The organism is Shewanella jiangmenensis (assembly GCF_018596335.1).
In the GTDB taxonomy this organism is placed as follows: domain Bacteria; phylum Pseudomonadota; class Gammaproteobacteria; order Enterobacterales; family Shewanellaceae; genus Shewanella; species Shewanella jiangmenensis.
On sequence record NZ_JAHEPS010000001.1, the window covers coordinates 1,212,678 to 1,228,751 of the forward strand.

The window sequence follows — 16,074 nt, forward strand, 5'->3', positions numbered from 1 at the left end:
CCGAGTCCAGCAACAAAAACAGCACAACATTCTGCCAATTAATGAATTATCAGAGCTATAACATAACACCTTAGTTATAGTGCGGGATTGCCAGCGCCGGCAACATTATCCGCTACAGCTGTATCATTTTGTACACAGGAAGGATTGAATAAGGAGATTGAACAGGGGGTTACCTTGATATGCGGCGCGGAAAAACGGGATGTCAGTCACCAACGCCAGCAAGGGAATACGTTGTAACTCAGGTTAAGCACAGCCACAGACAGATACGCCCGGTTACAGCTGTTGCGCCGCTGTGGGCCTGCATGGCGTGGATTTCAGCGTTCTGTTTGAGGTTTGAGGTTTGAGGTTTGAGGTTTGAGCTTTCAGACAAACTCCGCATCAAAGCCATCACAGCTGATATCAATAGCCTCGCCGCCAACGGGGTCGGTAAAGCGCAGCCGCCGCGCCACCAGCTTAAGCGGCGTCTCGAAATTATCGTCTGATTTAGGCTTAAGCTTGGGGTAAAACCTGTCGTTATCGAGCGGCATACCCAGGCTTAGCATATGCACCCTGAGCTGATGGGTTTTGCCGGTAATGGGGCTCAAGGCGAAAAGACCCCGGCCGTCTTTTACGTTCAGCAGCGAAATCTCAGAGTGACTGTTCGGATCCCCTTCTGCAACCCGCATCAGGAAAGACGGCTCAGCAGGCGTAAGGCGATTTTTCACCGTCCAGTGTATCGGCTCGCCGCGCCAGTTTGCAGCCAGCTCGTCGGTCAGACGGGCAGTAGCGTGATAATCCTTGCGGATGCCTCCATCCAAAAACAGATTGTGATACAGATGGCGGGTTTGCGGCACCAGACTCATCAGCATCACTCCGGCGGTTTCACGGTCGAGCCTGTGGGCGGGCGAGACCGTATCTATGCCGGTGGCAAGCCGCAGGCGATGCACCAGACACTCATTCACATAGTTGCCTGACGGCGTTACCGGCAAAAAATGCGGCTTGAACACCAGCATCATGTGCTCGGTGCGATAAAGGATTTTCTCTTTGAACGGCACCCGGGTTTCGGCCTGTACTTCGCGGTAGTAATACACCCGCGCCGTTGGCCGGTAGGGCGTATCCAGATCAATCAGGCTGCCATCCTGCCAATGCACCTTGCCCGCCAGCACCCGCTCACGCCACAGCGCTTCGCCAAGCCTGGCAAAGTGATGGCACAAAAATGCAAATACTGTGGTAAAGGCCTGTTCACGGGGCAGCACCACATAAGAAGGCTGTGCGGCACGGGCCGCTACATGATGGGACACGGGAAACACTCGCTTAAATCGGGGTTGGCCAGTGTAAAGCCAAAGCCAGCGGGGGGCAAACGCCCCCGCCGGGTCAGGTTATCCCGCGTGGGATTTGATTAACTTGAGCACAAAGTTCATCGCTTTGTGGCAATCGGGCTGATTGACCAGCTTGAACTTGTCCTGACTGTACATGGGCAGCACCTCGAGCCAGCGCTGGCTGACCCAGGCAGCATCTTCAAGATGCACATCTTTATACAGCCCCAACAGCTCAGGATTGACCTGGTAAAATTGCTCAAGGGCGGCGCTGATGATTTCAAACTCACCGCCAATGGGCTCTTTTTCCCAGTTGTGGCAAGGCACGGTATGCACCTTCCACAAGAGATCTTTTTCCTGATGTGCCGACAGAATCTCAACCCGCTGATGCCCCTCAATAATGATGCTGAGGGAGTCGTCATCGAGCTGGTTAAAGTCGATAATTTCGCACTGTGTCGCTTCCGGATAGCAAGGTGGATGACCATTGGCCTTGTGCATCCCGAAGGCAAGGGGATAATGCCCCTTGTAGACCTCGGCAACCATACGCAGATAGCGCGGCTCAATAATCCTCAACTCAAGCCTTCCATCTGGCAACAGCAGGGCGTCGTGGATCAATAACGCCATTTCCTGTGATTGCATGGTAACCTCCTGCAACGCTTTGCGGAGTAACACTACTCAACTGATCACATTTTAGCACTCGCGGAGAACTCCTCCCCAATGAACGAAAATTAATCAGCCTCAAGCATTAGACCCGCAAAACGGCAGGATTGTTTCACTGAGGAAATAGTTCAAGCGGCAGTCTGCGCCCCTGCAGCAGTTCGTGCAGCTCATCCGCCAGTCGCTCACTCTCGGCGATGGCTTTATGCCAGAACGCTTGGCGGTTTGCTGTGTCCAGGTTTTTGAAATCTTCCCGGTCGGGAATTTTGCCGTAGGGCAGCGATGCGATGTACTCAGGCGTCGGTGCCAACACCAGCGCATTGTGGTAATTAGTGCCGGCACTGCGCCAGGGCAACGACTTATCAAACCAGCCGGGGCGGATATCGGCGCCAAAATGTGGGTACAGGGTCAGGCCTTCATAGCCATCCAGCGCAAAGTCAAAGTGATAGTCGGTAATGCCACCATCGTAAAAATGACCGGCGCCCGCACCGGCAATGCCCTCAACCGGCGCCAATAACAAGGGAATAGAGCCGGTCGCCTGCAGCACATCGGGGAGATTTGATTCGGTTAACGCGGCATCCCGGGTCGGCAGATCGCTAAGACCACGAAAGTGCGATTGATTGTCCGCCAGCGAAAACACGACCCGTTCAAAGTGCCAGCCAAGGCTGCGGCGGCTGATGAGATTTGTGGCCGCCGTGAGGGATAATCCCAGCGCCAGCGCCAATTTTCCATTAACCCGATTTAAATGTTTACCCCGGCAAACCACAAAATGAGAGCGGATTTTGGGGTTATGCACTATGTCACTCGCCCCGCTTTCACCCAGAATGGCGGCCACGATTCCCCTGACCTGACGGCTGACTTCTTCACGGCTCGGCTTAACCTCATAGCGCTGGCCGATATAAAACTCCTCCAGCCGCTCGTAGGCAGCAAGCGGGTCTTGCTGGGCAAAACAGGCCAGCCGCCAGGCGCCCGATGATGCGCCAAGGGTATAGAGGGGGGACTGACGGTCTTTAAAAAACTCACCAAACAGATACTTATCCAGCGCGGCAATACCAATCCACTTGGGGCCGCCGGATGCCGCCAGCATCCGGGTAAAATATTCCGGCTTAAGACCGCCACTGCGCAGCTGCTCATAGGCCGTCTTACCCGCCAATAACCTTAACGCTTTCAATGCTCTTCCCTTGTGCACACCAAATATGCCCGAGATTACACCAATTACCGCCCAAGCCAAACTGCGCCCCTGCCCTTGGGCGGCGCAGGGCGTTATACTGCAGCCAACATCGCCACGCGTTTCGGAGCCAAGATGATTATTGATAAGCTGGAAAACCGCCACAGATACCAACACCTGCATCCGCGAATTGCCGCGGCGCTGGCCTTTCTGGCCGACACCGACTTAAGCGCCCTGCCCAAGGGCCGCCACAGCATAGATGGCGACAACCTGTTTGCCATCGTCAATGACTACGATACCCAGCCCGCCGGCACCGAACCCTTTGAAACCCACAAGCGCTATGCCGACGTGCAATTTGTGGTGAGCGGCGAAGAAGCCTTCGGCTATCTGCCGCTGGCAGGACAGGCCACCCTGGCGCCCTACCACGAAGCCCATGATTTTGTGGAATATGACTATCAGGCCAACAAGGACGATGCCTGTTTTATTCCGCTAAAGGCAGGCATGTTCGCGATATTTATGCCAGAAGACATGCACATGCCGGGCACAGGTGAGCAGCCGGTACGGGTGCGTAAAGTCGTGTGTAAGGTACTGCTGTAACGCCGATTTGGCTGCTGTCGTTGTCTCTTAAGTTAATAAGCGCAGCTTAGCCAAGTAAAAGGAGGCCGACCGGGCCTCCTTTTCCAAAGTTACCTGCTGAAGTCATGTTGCCAATCGTTGCAGGCTCAGGCAGGCTCAGCGACTGAGCGTGCAACGAAACGGCTCGCTGCCGTAACCCCAGCTCACAGTCGCCTCACCCTGATGCTCCCAAAAGCTTTCGTTGCGACCCTGATATTTGGCGCCACTGCCGCTGCGCTCAATAAACATCAGCGACACACTGTCGCCTCGCTCAGCTATCAGACTTGGCGGCTCAGTATCAAAAAAGCTCACCACCAGCTCGCCATCTTTGCCGCAGTTCCACACAAAAGGCCCACGGGGTTCCAGCAAACGATAACGGGCCTGCAGCTCGGCAATCCGCTGCTGGTAGCTTTGCTCCACGCACGCGCGGGCATCGTCTGCCTTCCAGCATTCGTCCCGACCTTTTATCCAGCCGCGCTGCTCGGCCTTTAAGCTTGGCGGATGCTCATTCGCGGCCTTGGCCGCCGCGGCGCTGAACACCTCGGCCAGCTTGCGGTCGAGCGCCGCCAGCCCTGCATCCTCGCACACCAGCTTTTCGCTTTGATGGGGATTGCTGCCAAGTTTGCTGCAGTCAAACGATGGCGCGTCTGCCGCCATCAAGGGCGTTGCCACCAATAACCCCAAAACACTTATCCGTTTGATATTCATGTCCCAAGTCCCTGAATAAAAGTTCGCGATGCCCACGTCTGCTATAACTAAGTTTGCTATACCAGCTAAAGCTGCCGCTGTTATGCTGCAAACGCCCTTAACTGAAACGAGCCTAGCATGCCAGCCCCAAGAGATCCGCCTTGTGAACCTGAAACTTCAGCGCCAGCTCACACTGCTTGGCAGTCAAGTGCTGATAAAAAACCTGCTGCCGCCTGGCATACTGCAGCTGAGCGGGAAAGCGCTACTCAGGAAAAAAGTGGTCCCGAATCGTCCGCGCCTGAATCACCTGACCCGTGGCACAGCAGAAGCGGCGAGCAGGCAGACAGCGCCTGGCGCACCCAAAATCCCCGCGCACAATCTTCATTATCGAAAGAGCTCAAGGCGCTCCTTCTTAATGGGCTACTCTGCCCAGGCGCTGGGCATTGGTATCTTGGCCGAAAAGTCGCGGCAATGCTGATGCTTGGTATAGCGCTGCTCAGCCTGTCGCTGATGCTTGGCGATATAGTAGCGCTGGCAAAAACCCTTGCCGCTGAAATGATACAAAGCGGGCAGCTGGCAAACGGTTTGGCAGGCGATCCCGCCGCCCTGCTACAACTGGTGCGAGAGCGCAGCGCCGAACTTGAGCGTGCCGAATGGTCTTTCTATCTGCTGCTTGGAGTGTGGCTGGTCGCTGTGGGCGACAGCCTCAGACTAATACTTAGTCACCCCAGGCGAGGCTGAGGGCGCCGGTGAGCCCGAGATAACAGGGCACCAGCACATCCGCCAGATGTGCGTAGTCGGGCACTGTGCCCGGGCAATAAAGGGCGCTCGGGCAACCGGCGCGATTGGCCGTTTCAATGTCAAACAGATAGTCACCCACGTACAGCACCTCAGACGGCGTGAGATTCAGGCGCCCGATAATCGTCAGCAGCCCTGCGGGGTCGGGCTTGGGCGGCGCATCCTCACGGGTCAGCAGTAAATCGACCTCAAGGTTTAAGCGCGATAAGGTCAGCATTGCCGCTTCGCGGGTATTGCGGGTCAAAATAGCGGTAGGACGACCTTGCTGCGAAAGCAGTGCCAGCAATTCAGGTGCGCCGTCAATCCAGCGCGAACGCCCCGCGGCTTCCAGCTCATACTGGTGTACCAGAGCCATGGCAGCAACCTGCTCAGCACTGGGTAAGGCGTTGACATGCATCAGGATATCGCAACCTGATGCAATCCCGAGAGCCTCACGAATCGCCGGAAAATCCGGGTTAGAATGGGCAAGCGTGCCATCCAAATCAAATACCAGTGCCTTGATGGCCCCAAGCTGCAGCGGCCGTAAAAACGCAGGCGCTTTGAATACCTCTGCTGTCATTGCCACTATGCTCCTATCTTGCCGAAGGGTTTGTCAGCGCTGATGGCTTTGCGCGGGAGGCAAGCCACTTTGGCAGCAGTTGCAGCGCAGCAACCGCAAGCACAATCAAGCCGATACCGACAAAGCTGATAACCCCGAGCGCATCGGCAACAAAGTGACCGGGCCACCAGTCAAACTTCACCACCAGCGCGGTAAAGGCAAAACTCACCACAGGCGTTAATGCCAGCATGGCGCTGACCTGTGCGGTTTGCCAATACTTCATCGACTGACCAAAGCAGCTGTAAGCCACCAGGGTGTTGAAGGCGCAGTAGAGCGCAACCCACCACTCATTCACCGTCATCTTGCCAAAGGCGTCGAACTCACAAAAAGGCGCCATCGCCACTATGCCGACGCCATATATAAACAGCAGCACATTGGCGGGCGACAGCCGGTTCAGTAAGGATTTTTGCAGCAAGGCGTAACTTGTCCAGGCAAGCGCCGAAAACTGCACTATCGCGAGCCCAAGCAATAATTTACCTGTATCGCCGCTAAAGCTGAGGCGCGGCGCAAAAAAGAGATACATGCCAAGGGCGAGCAGCGCAAAACAGCCAAGTTGCACCGCCTTCAGGCGCTCGGCAAAAAACAACACGCCACCAAAGGCAAGGAAAAACGGCGCGGTCTGGAAGCTTAACTGCGCCACACCGGGCGCAAGATACTCAAGCGAATAAACAAACGACACATAATTCGCCATCAGCAGCAGCGCAGCGGCAAACAGCAGCGCCCAGTCGCGGCCAGCAAGCGCCGCAAATTGCTTAAGCCGCCCGCCAAACCACTGCACCGCCACACTGACCAGCAAGGCAACCAGAAACCGAAACCAGGTCAGAGTAACCGGGTCGATAAAGGCCGCCGACAACTTGAGTGCAATCGGCAACATGCCCCAAAACAGCACCGCCACTGCCACATACATAAACCCGAGACGAAACGACTGAGAGTCCAATTTTCCCCTCCCCTTAAGGAAAGGGGACATGATGCAGCAAGCACAGGCCAAGCGCCAGCGTCAGAGTGGCTCGCGCCCCTGATAAAGCCAGCGCAGTTCAGGCAACGCCGCCAAATCCAGGCTATCGCCAAGCCCCGCAGCCGCGAGCGCCTGTGGCGGCGAAGGTTCGCTCTCAAGGGTAGCGAGCAGAATTTCCTGCGCTTCTTTTTCGCCATGCACCAACACCAGCGGCGGCGCATTGTTGAAGTGGCGATACCAGCGCAGTAACTCGGCCTGATCCGCATGGGCCGACAAGCCGCCCACTGTGTGGATATTGGCACGCACATCGAGTGACTTGCCGTTGATATTGAGCTTATCCACGCCATCAACCAGCGCCCTGCCGGGGGTGCCAACCGCCTGATATCCACAGATAATCACATCGCATTCGGGCCGGAATACATTGTGCTCCAGATGGCAGCGAATGCGCCCGCCGTTACACATGCCGCTGCCGGCGATGATAATCAGCCCCTGACGCACTTCATTGAGGGCAATCGACTCTTCGGTGCTTTGAATAAACTGCACATCCGACAGCAGCGGATGCTTACCCGGGTGCTGACGTACAAATCGCTTAAAGTCTTCATCCATCAGCGGATAGTGGCGAATGTAAACCTTGGTGGCCTCAATCGCCATCGGGCTGTCGAGGCATACGGTCCAGCGCGACAAGTCCCACTCTTTGGCATACAAATGAAAGAGGTACAGCAGCTCCTGCGCCCTGCCAACCGAAAAGGCCGGGATCAGAATATTGCCTTTGCTGCCTTCAATTGCTTGGGCAAATATACTCTTGAGTTCTTCAAGGGTGGCATCCCAGCTGCGGTGCAAACGGTTGCCGTAGGTAGACTCCATCAGCACCAAATCGGCACTGTCCACCAGCACTGGGTCTTGCAGAATCGGCATGCCGGCGCGGCCAAGATCGCCGGAAAACACCAGTTTTTTACGGCGCTTGCCATCATCAAGCTCCACTTCGAGCAGGGCGGAGCCGAGGATGTGGCCGGCATCTTTGAGGCACACACTGACACCGGGAACCGGCTCAAACACCAAACCATACTCAAGCGGAATAAAGCGCAGCATGGCGTTTTCGACATCGGTTTCATCAAAGAGCACAGGCAAGGGGTCAAGCCCCTGCTTCAGGCGCTTTTTGTTGTGCCGCTCTGTCTCTTTTTCCTGCAGCATGGCAGCGTCTTTGAGCAGAATGGCACAAAGTTCGAGGGTAGCACTGTGGGTAAAAATCGGCCCGCTGTAGCCTTGTTTGACCAGCAGCGGCAAACGGCCTGAATGATCGATATGGGCGTGGGATAAGACCACGGCATCGATTTCGGCGGGAGAAAACGGAAAGGGATCGCGGTTACGGGCTTCCTGCTCCTTGCCCCCCTGATGCATACCGCAATCAATCAGCACGCGCTTGCCATTAAGCTCAAGCAGATGACAGGAGCCTGTCACTTCCTCGGCAGCGCCCCAAAACGTCAGTGTCATTCCCATGGCAACCTCCTGCAACCAAATCAGAACACAGGCAAGAGTGCCGTAAAAATCTCTTTAACTCAAAATATTTACGCTGAAACACGCGGCAGGCCACAGCAGCGAATCCCCTTGGCGCTATCACAGGTTTTCAGCCTTTTGATTGCGCTTACGTTGCCCTTATTGGCCCTTTACTTTGCCCGGCTTTCTTAGTCTGGCTTTTCTTAGTCAGGCGTTTCTCAGTCAGGCCTTTCTTAGTAAGGCTTAGCCTGGCTTAGTTTTGATGGGAACCGAGCAAGGCCAGCGCTTCCGGCACAGGCAGCGGCCGGTAAAAGAAAAAGCCCTGCACAAAGTCCACCTGCATCGACTGAAGTAACGTCAGCTGAGCCTCGGTTTCAACCCCTTCAATAATCAGCTGCTTTTTCAGATCGCGGCCAATTTTGATAATGCCCTCCAGTACCGCCTTGGCCTCGTCGCTGTCGGTCAGATGGGAGATAAAGGCGCGATCGATTTTTATCACCTGGATTGGTAAGCGCAGCAGATAGCCAAGGGATGAAAAGCCGGCGCCAAAGTCATCCAGACAAATGGCAAAACCGCACTGATGCAAGCGGTGCAACTCGCCAATGGCCCGGTCTGAATGCACCAGCGCATTTTCGGTCACTTCCAGCTCGACCTTGGCAAAGGGGATTCGGGCAGCGATAAACTCGGCTTTAAGATCATCAACAAAGGTTTCGTGATGCAACGAGTTGGCAGAAATATTGATTGAAATAGGTACGTTAAGCTCAGGATGGGCGTTTATCAGCTCACAGGCCGCCCGCGCCACGTACAAGTCCAACGTGTAGTACAAACCGGACTTTTCAACCGCCGGAATAAAGGCGCCCGGCGGCACATTGCCTTTTTCAGGGTGGCGCCAGCGGATCAATGCCTCATACCCCATCACCGCCTTGGTGTGGATATTGACCTTGGGCTGCAGCACCAGATACAACTCTTTGTTTTCAAGCGCGATACGCAAGTCATTGAGCACAGTCATGCTGTCGCGGGACGCCTGCTCATAGCGCTTGTCAAAGGTTTCGCCTGAGCCGCGCCTGTGCTCTTTGGCAACTTTGAGCGCCGATTCGGCATGGCGCAGCAGCCGCTCTATGTCGGTCTCCTCACCATCTTCCAGCACTGAGCTGCCGACAGTCAGACCAAGTCGAATCGACTGCTCGTCAATCATCAACGGTTTGGCGCATCGTACCGCAAGCTCATGGGCGCTTAAGTTGCCCTCCGGCAACAGCACGGCAAACACGTCGGCGTGCAATCTCGCTATCATGCCCCGGGCCGAAAACTCCTTGCGCAGCACCCTTGCCATTTTCTCCAGTATTTTATTGCCAAGCTCATAGCCAAGCGACTCAATAATCTGATGAAAATAGTCGATATCCAGCATATAGAGGCAGGCCTTGCCGCTGCCGCCACGGCGTAAAAAGCCGCCGCCGTATTCAATCAACCCGGCCCGGTTATAAAGGCCGGTAAGCTCGTCAAAAAAGGCGGCCTTATTGAGATGGGAGAAGTACTTGGCGTTCTCCAGCCCCAGGGCGACGTTGAGGCAAAACACCTGCAACAGCTCCTGATCGACCCTTGTCAGGCCGCTGGCATTTTCAGCCACTATCACTCCCTGCCAGCCGGAGGGGGTCGACAGGTACAGGCAGCTGCCATTGGGGAAAAACATATGCTGATTGGTGTGCAGTGTCTGATGTACCCATTTGCACTGCTCAAGCTCGGGGTCGAGCTCATCAAGGCTCTTACCGTAGAAGGTGCGAAACTTGTCGCTGGCCGCGACCACAAAAAATTCCTGATGACCCGAGTCCAGCGAGAAAGGGCCATTCAGCGGCCGTTTGGAGACGCAAAACAGACTGTCGGCCTTGATGTTGAACAGGGCATCAATCTGATCCAAAACGCCGCTGGCAAACTCGTTGAGTGAACGCTCCTGAAACAGATTGGCGGCGGCATTAATCACCGACCGCAGCCCCTGACGGCTGCGCTCTATTGCATCCATCTGGTTGAAACAGCGCAGACTGGTGGCCACCACAGTAAACAGCTTATTGCGGGTCAGCTCACTCTTGGTTTTGTAGGAGTTGATTTCGTATTTGAGGATAACTTCTTCTTCGGGGGTGTAACCGGGCTGGCCGGTTCTCAGCACTATCTGCACCAGTTTGTTGCCCAGCTCATTGCGGATGCGATCCACCAGCATCAAGCCGGCTTCGTCGGTTTCCATCACCACGTCCAAAAGCACCATGGCCATGTCCGGATTATCCCGCACCAGCGCAAAACCCTCTTTGGCACTGTAGGCCGAGACAAACTCGATATTGCGGCCAAAAATCCGCACATGCTTGAGTGCCAGCCGGGTAACATCATGGATGGCTGGCTCATCGTCTATAATGCCGATTTTCCAGGGAGCCAGCTTAGGCTGTTCCTGCTCTTCGGGCGCATCGGCCTTCCTCGCGTTGGCAAAGAGCTTAGTCAAGGCCGACCTCCCCCTCTTGTTGCTGCAACCCCGTGATGTGATTCATAGTCATTCCGCTAAGGCAAGCATGACTATTAGTGTAGCAGCTATGGAAAAAGGTAAAGTCAGCCGCGCAAAGCCCCTGGCAAACGCAAACTGATAATCGCCGTGGCAAGGAGCATCAAACAACTCACCCACAGACAGGCGCTTAACCCCCAGAGCTGAAACACCAGCCCCGACAACAGGGTGCCCAGCAGCCGCCCGGCAGCATTGGCCATGTAGTAGAAGCCCACATCGAGCGACACCCCATCCTCATCGGCATAATGGACTATCAAAAAGCTGTGCAGCGACGAGTTAACCGCAAACAGCGCGCCAAACAGCAGCAATCCCGCCAGCAGCCAGTAGAGCCCCCAATCCAGCACCAGGGCAATCATGGCCGGGGTAAACATCAGTAGGCTGACCCAAAGCACGGCCTCAAAACCGCCCGGCGTCCGCCCGGCCCGGCGGGTGATGAGTGGCGCCGAGGTTTGCACCAGCCCATAACCAATAATCCAGACCGCAAGGAAACTGCCCACCTGCCAGTGATCCCAGCCAAACTGCGCCGCCAGATACACAGGCAAGGCCACCACAAACCACACATCCCGGGCAGCAAATAAAAACAGCCTCGCTGCCGACAAGATGTTGATGTTGCGGCTTTTCGAAAAGATATCTTTAAACTTGGGTTTGTTCTTGGCCTTGCCGAGTTCCTGCTTTAGTCCGGCAAGACTATCAAACCAAATCAGCGCCAGCAGCACGAGCAAAATTGCCACAGCGCCCGTAAAGCCAAGCAGCGACAGGAGCGCGCCGCCCAAAAAGAAACCCACGCCCTTGAGGGCGTTTTTAGAACCTGTAAGCAGGGCGATGTATTTAAAGAGCTTTTCGTCCTGCTGCTCTTTGGGCACCAGAGTTTTGATGGCGCTTTTCGCACTCATCTTATTAAGGTCTTTGGCTATCCCCGAAAGCGCCTGCGCCGCCATCACCCAAGGCACAGTAAGCCAGGCCGCGGGTGCGAGCAGCATGCCCAGCGCCAGAATTTGCAGCCCCATGCCCAGATTCATGGTGCGGTTAAGACCAATCCGGGCACCGAGCCAGCCGCCAACGAGATTGGTCACCACCCCAAAAAACTCATAGAAGAGGAACAACATGGCAATCGCCAACGGCCCATAGCCAAGCTGATGGAAGTAGAGCACCACCAGCATCCGCAGGGCGCCGTCGGTGAGGGTAAAGGCCCAGTAGTTGGCGGTCACCAACAGGTATTGGCGCTGCTCCGGGGTCAGCTGGCTGCGGCTCGCAAACATATGCGTTACACCTTATCCATCCGGCCAACCATCAACGCCAATTCGGCAACCCGGTTGGCGTAGCCCCATTCGTTGTCGTACCAGCAGTAGAGCTTCACCTGAGTGCCGTTGACCACCATGGTGGACAGGGCATCGACAATACTGGAGCGTGGGTCGGTGCGGTAATCAATCGACACCAGCGGCCGCTCTTCAAAGCCAAGAATGCCCTTCAGCTCACCTTCGGCTGCGGCTTTCAGTAAGGCATTCACCTCCACCTCAGTGGTGGGACGCTCCACTTCGAATACACAGTCTGTCAGCGACGCGTTGGCCAGCGGCACCCGCACCGCATGGCCGTTGAGGCGACCTTTGAGCTCGGGGAAGATATGGGTAATGGCGGTAGCACTGCCGGTGGTAGTGGGAATAAGGCTCATACCACAGGCCCGCGCCCGGCGCAGATCCTTGTGGGGCGCATCCAGAATGGTCTGGGTGTTGGTGATATCGTGAATGGTGGTCATGGAACCATGCTTGATGCCAAGCCCCTCGTGAATCACCTTGACCACAGGCGCCAGACAGTTGGTGGTGCAGGAGGCCGCGGTAACGATCGGATGCTCATCGGGGCGGTAGAGTTGATGGTTGATGCCCATCACCACGTTGAGGATGCCTTCTTCTTTCACCGGTGCCGTTACCACTACACGCTTCACGCCCTGGGCAAGATAAGCCTCCAGCACCGCCTTGGTCTTCATCTTACCTGAGGCTTCAATCACCAGATCGCAGCCAGACCAGTCGGTTTCTTCAATGGTCTTGTTCATGCTGGTTGAGATACGAGCATCGCCAATCAGAATATTACAGCCATCGCTCGCCACCGGGTGCTGCCAGCGGCCGTGAACCGAGTCAAACTCCAGCAGGTGCGCCAGCGCCGTGGCATCACCTGCCGGGTCGTTGATATGCACAAATTCAATATCATCATTGCCCCAGGCTGCGCGCAGTGTCAGTCTGCCCATGCGGCCAAAACCGTTAATACCAACTTTAATCTTGCCCATCTTGTCCTCTCAAGCCTGCCTTGGCAGGTTCATTCTTGCGCCTGTCATTGCAGGCAATCAGCAGCAGCGCCCCGGGCGGCAGCCCATGGCAGATAATCTTTTTTTCTCGCCCTGTAACCAGTCTGGCCCCTTGTTGGCCAAATGGGAAAGTTGTCCGGCGCACCACTCGGGCAGGCTATCTGCCTGACGGTAATAGACCCACTGGCCCTGACGTCTGTCCTGCAGCAGGCCCGCGTCTTTAAGCAGCCGCAGATGACGGGAGATCTTGGGCTGACTCAATCCCAGTGCCTCGGTCAGCTCGCACACACACAGCTCAGTTTCGCCGATGATAAGCATCAGGATCCTAAGCCGGGTGTCATCGGCCAGCGCCTTGAAAAAGCCCACTACATCCATTGACCTGCTCCGGAATTAATATACGGAAAAAAGAATATACGAAAAAACATATATAGCAAGATTCCATCCCGCCTTCGCAGTATCCAAGCGGCGGCTTTCAGGGTAAAATGGCGCCACTTTTTTTGCCCCGCCCAACGCAGGCCGGGCCGAATAGCCACAGGCGGCAATGCCGACCTGTTTACCGGTGTTAAGCCCAAGCCGCTGGCGTGTGTCATCTGCGCCCGCAGGCGGCATTAACGCCTTAGAGCAAAAACTGGCTATTCAATTGAAACTGAATAAAAAAGTGCCTGAGCACTCAAAACATCTTAACCCTACACACTACGAAGCTTTGAGGAATACTCGTCATGAGTCTTGCTGATTCCGTACTGGCCGTGAACAACGACCTGCCTATCCGTACCGACAAACCTGTGCACAGCGGCAAGGTTCGCAGCGTTTACTGGCTGACCGAGGCCGACAGCGCCCGCCTGATCCGTGAACGCGGCTACGATGTGCCTGCCGACACACCGCTGGCCATCATGGTGATCTCTGACCGTATCTCTGCCTTCGATTGCATCTTCCACGGCGAGGGCGATCTGCGTGGTATTCCCGGCAAGGGCGCCGCCCTCAATGCCATTTCCAACCACTGGTTTGGTCTGTTTAAAGAAAACGGCCTGGCCGACAGCCATATTCTTGAAATCCCGCATCCTTTTGTGTGGATTGTACAAAAAGCCCGCCCAATCAAGGTTGAAGCCATCATTCGCCAGTACATCACCGGCTCCATGTGGCGCGCCTACCAGAAGGGCGAGCGGGTATTCTGCGGTATCACCCTGCCGGAAGGTCTTGAAAAAGATCAAAAGCTGCCTGAGCTGCTGATCACCCCCTCCACCAAGGGCATTTTGACCGGCATCCCCGGCGTGCCAGAGCAGGACGATGTGAACATCAGTCGCGCCGATATCGAAGCCAATTTCGAAGCCTTTGGCTTTGAAAAGAAAGAGGATATCGACCTCTATGAAAAGCTGCTCAAAGAGGGCTTTGGGGTGATTTCCGAAGCACTGGCGAAGCTCGATCAGGTGTTCGTGGATACCAAGTTTGAATTTGGTTATGTCACAGACCGCAACGGCAACTCCAAGCTGATCTACATGGACGAAGTGGGCACCCCGGATTCTTCCCGTATTTGGGACGGCGCCGCCTACCGCGACGGCAAAATTGTCGAAAACTCCAAAGAAGGTTTCCGCCAGTTTTTGCTGAATCACTTCCCCGACCCGGACATCCTGCTCAACAAAGACCGGATGCCTGAGCGTGAAGCCCTGGCCCGCGACAACGCGCTGCCGCTGGACGCCATGATGAACGTCTCCCGCACCTACACCGGCATCGCCGAGAAGGTCACCGGCCGCAAGATTGAGTTAAGTAACAATCCGAAAGCCGAAATCGTCGCCATTCTCAAAGAGCAGTACGGTTTGGTGGATTAATCTGAGGCCACTCAGACGCAAATAAAAAGGCACCTTCGGGTGCCTTTTGCATTCAGGTTTCGCGATTACAGATTACGGTAAGTCGCACTCAGCTCATCGGCGCGGGTGGCCTGTCCGGGGGTAAACTCGTACATACAGGCGTCGTCGGTGTAATCCATAAAGTTGGTGATAGGATCAAGGCCCGGATAACGCTTGCCGGTACAGGAATCGCGGTTTACCGGGCAGCCATAAGCGGCGCTGCGCTCGGCGGGCGTATCGGAAACATAATCACCATTGCCGCTGCAGCCGCCCTGGAAGGTGTGATAAAGCCCAAGCCAGTGGCCGACTTCGTGGGTGCCTGTGTCACCTTCGTTATAAGGTGCTGCGCTGCCACCCGGCAGACTGGAGTAAAGCACCACCACACCGTCATTTAACGGATCGGAAGCATAACTGCTCGGGAAGGTCGCCCAGCCCAGCAAGCCGCCGCCCATGTTGTTGGTGTAGAAGTTCAGATCCGACGCATCACCTTTACGTAGCGCAGTTTTCATCGCTTTTTCAGCAGTGGAGCCGTGGGTCGCTGTATACCAGCTGTTGTTGGCGGTCACATCGGTCGACACCAAACGGAAGGTAAAAGGCGTATCAGCGTAGGCGTTGTTGAGCACATTTAATTGGGCGTTAATGGCACTGGTCGACAGCGCGCCATTGCCAGTGCTGTCGGTTATCACGTGCAGATACACATCCACCACCACAGAGCCATTGGCGCGGGCCTGATAGCCGCTGCCACTGCCGCCACCTTTGGCCATTCTCAGGGTTTGAAAGTGTTTCTCAGTCAGCTCGGCTTCCTGGGCCGTGGGGTGTTTGGTACCACAGCGTAAAAACGCTGCGTTGCCGTTAGCATTTTCCAGCGCGTTGTCATTCTGGGCGCTGCCGACCATGGGGATGGAGGTTAATCCAAGGGCGAGGATCAGGGTAGAGGTCTTCATTTTTAAGCTCACAATGGGCTCCTTGTTTTGATGGTTTTATTGCCCCTGACGCCAAAGCAGACAGGGACATTGGAGACACCAAAATCGCAGCCACCGCTCATCCACGACTGCATGATGCAAGCTTCAAAGTAGCCAAACGCCAATAGTTAATCAAATGTTAAAACAAACTTTTATACCCTACGCGGCA

At 55.5% G+C, this 16,074-nt stretch carries 16 protein-coding genes; 4 read left to right on the forward strand and 12 right to left on the reverse strand.

Annotated features, from left to right (window positions below; translation table 11 throughout):
- Positions 1-362: 362 nt before the first annotated feature.
- From KJI95_RS05405 to KJI95_RS05415, 3 genes are all read right to left on the reverse strand, one after another.
- Positions 363-1,280: a pseudouridine synthase gene (locus KJI95_RS05405; protein ID WP_214506106.1), complete on the reverse strand. Its 918-nt coding sequence runs from the start codon at positions 1,278-1,280 to the stop codon at positions 363-365.
- A gap of 78 nt (positions 1,281-1,358) precedes the next feature.
- Positions 1,359-1,934, reverse strand: coding sequence for an LON peptidase substrate-binding domain-containing protein (locus tag KJI95_RS05410; protein ID WP_214506107.1), 576 nt, complete (start codon positions 1,932-1,934; stop codon positions 1,359-1,361).
- A gap of 133 nt (positions 1,935-2,067) precedes the next feature.
- Positions 2,068-3,123: an alpha/beta hydrolase gene (locus tag KJI95_RS05415; RefSeq protein WP_214506108.1), complete on the reverse strand. Its 1,056-nt coding sequence runs from the start codon at positions 3,121-3,123 to the stop codon at positions 2,068-2,070.
- Positions 3,124-3,255: 132 nt separating this feature from the next.
- Here KJI95_RS05415 and KJI95_RS05420 point away from each other — a divergent pair, with 132 nt between their 5' ends.
- Positions 3,256-3,717: a NanQ anomerase/TabA/YiaL family protein gene (locus KJI95_RS05420; protein ID WP_214506109.1), complete on the forward strand. Its 462-nt coding sequence runs from the start codon at positions 3,256-3,258 to the stop codon at positions 3,715-3,717.
- A 135-nt stretch (positions 3,718-3,852) separates the two neighbouring features.
- Here KJI95_RS05420 and KJI95_RS05425 read toward each other — a convergent pair whose 3' ends face one another.
- Positions 3,853-4,443, reverse strand: coding sequence for an MliC family protein (locus KJI95_RS05425; RefSeq protein WP_214506110.1), 591 nt, complete (start codon positions 4,441-4,443; stop codon positions 3,853-3,855).
- Positions 4,444-4,585: 142 nt separating this feature from the next.
- On the opposite strand from KJI95_RS05425, the gene KJI95_RS19725 reads away from it, so the two are divergent.
- Both KJI95_RS19725 and KJI95_RS19730 read left to right on the forward strand, forming a co-directional pair.
- Complete coding sequence (locus KJI95_RS19725; protein WP_214506111.1) at positions 4,586-4,900, forward strand: hypothetical protein; 315 nt, start codon at positions 4,586-4,588, stop codon at positions 4,898-4,900.
- Entirely contained in the window at positions 4,894-5,163 is a 270-nt protein-coding gene (locus KJI95_RS19730; RefSeq protein WP_214506112.1) for a hypothetical protein, read from the forward strand. Before KJI95_RS19725 ends, KJI95_RS19730 begins: the two co-directional genes overlap by 7 nt.
- Here the strand turns inward: KJI95_RS19730 and KJI95_RS05440 are convergent.
- From KJI95_RS05440 to KJI95_RS05470, 7 genes are all read right to left on the reverse strand, one after another.
- Positions 5,141-5,779, reverse strand: coding sequence for an HAD family hydrolase (locus tag KJI95_RS05440; protein WP_214506113.1), 639 nt, complete (start codon positions 5,777-5,779; stop codon positions 5,141-5,143). The two genes, KJI95_RS19730 and KJI95_RS05440, sit on opposite strands and share 23 nt — an antisense overlap.
- Before the next feature lie 13 nt (positions 5,780-5,792).
- A complete protein-coding gene (locus KJI95_RS05445) occupies positions 5,793-6,785 on the reverse strand; it encodes a DMT family transporter (protein WP_214506114.1) in 993 nt (330 codons plus the stop codon).
- 30 nt (positions 6,786-6,815) lie between these two features.
- Positions 6,816-8,270, reverse strand: coding sequence for an MBL fold metallo-hydrolase RNA specificity domain-containing protein (locus tag KJI95_RS05450; protein WP_214506115.1), 1,455 nt, complete (start codon positions 8,268-8,270; stop codon positions 6,816-6,818).
- A 250-nt stretch (positions 8,271-8,520) separates the two neighbouring features.
- Complete coding sequence (locus tag KJI95_RS05455) at positions 8,521-10,749, reverse strand: bifunctional diguanylate cyclase/phosphodiesterase (protein WP_250885571.1); 2,229 nt, start codon at positions 10,747-10,749, stop codon at positions 8,521-8,523.
- Positions 10,750-10,853: 104 nt separating this feature from the next.
- Positions 10,854-12,065, reverse strand: coding sequence for an organoarsenical effux MFS transporter ArsJ (gene arsJ / locus KJI95_RS05460; RefSeq protein WP_214506116.1), 1,212 nt, complete (start codon positions 12,063-12,065; stop codon positions 10,854-10,856).
- A gap of 5 nt (positions 12,066-12,070) precedes the next feature.
- Positions 12,071-13,084: an ArsJ-associated glyceraldehyde-3-phosphate dehydrogenase gene (locus KJI95_RS05465; protein ID WP_214506117.1), complete on the reverse strand. Its 1,014-nt coding sequence runs from the start codon at positions 13,082-13,084 to the stop codon at positions 12,071-12,073.
- Positions 13,085-13,141: 57 nt separating this feature from the next.
- Positions 13,142-13,477, reverse strand: coding sequence for an ArsR/SmtB family transcription factor (locus KJI95_RS05470; RefSeq protein ID WP_214506118.1), 336 nt, complete (start codon positions 13,475-13,477; stop codon positions 13,142-13,144).
- A gap of 344 nt (positions 13,478-13,821) precedes the next feature.
- Between KJI95_RS05470 and KJI95_RS05475 the strand changes: the two genes are divergently transcribed.
- A complete protein-coding gene (locus KJI95_RS05475; protein WP_214506119.1) occupies positions 13,822-14,925 on the forward strand; it encodes a phosphoribosylaminoimidazolesuccinocarboxamide synthase in 1,104 nt (367 codons plus the stop codon).
- Positions 14,926-14,990: 65 nt separating this feature from the next.
- Here the strand turns inward: KJI95_RS05475 and KJI95_RS05480 are convergent, their stop codons facing one another.
- A complete protein-coding gene (locus KJI95_RS05480) occupies positions 14,991-15,899 on the reverse strand; it encodes a zinc metalloprotease (protein WP_349356705.1) in 909 nt (302 codons plus the stop codon).
- Between the last annotated feature and the right edge of the window lie 175 nt (positions 15,900-16,074).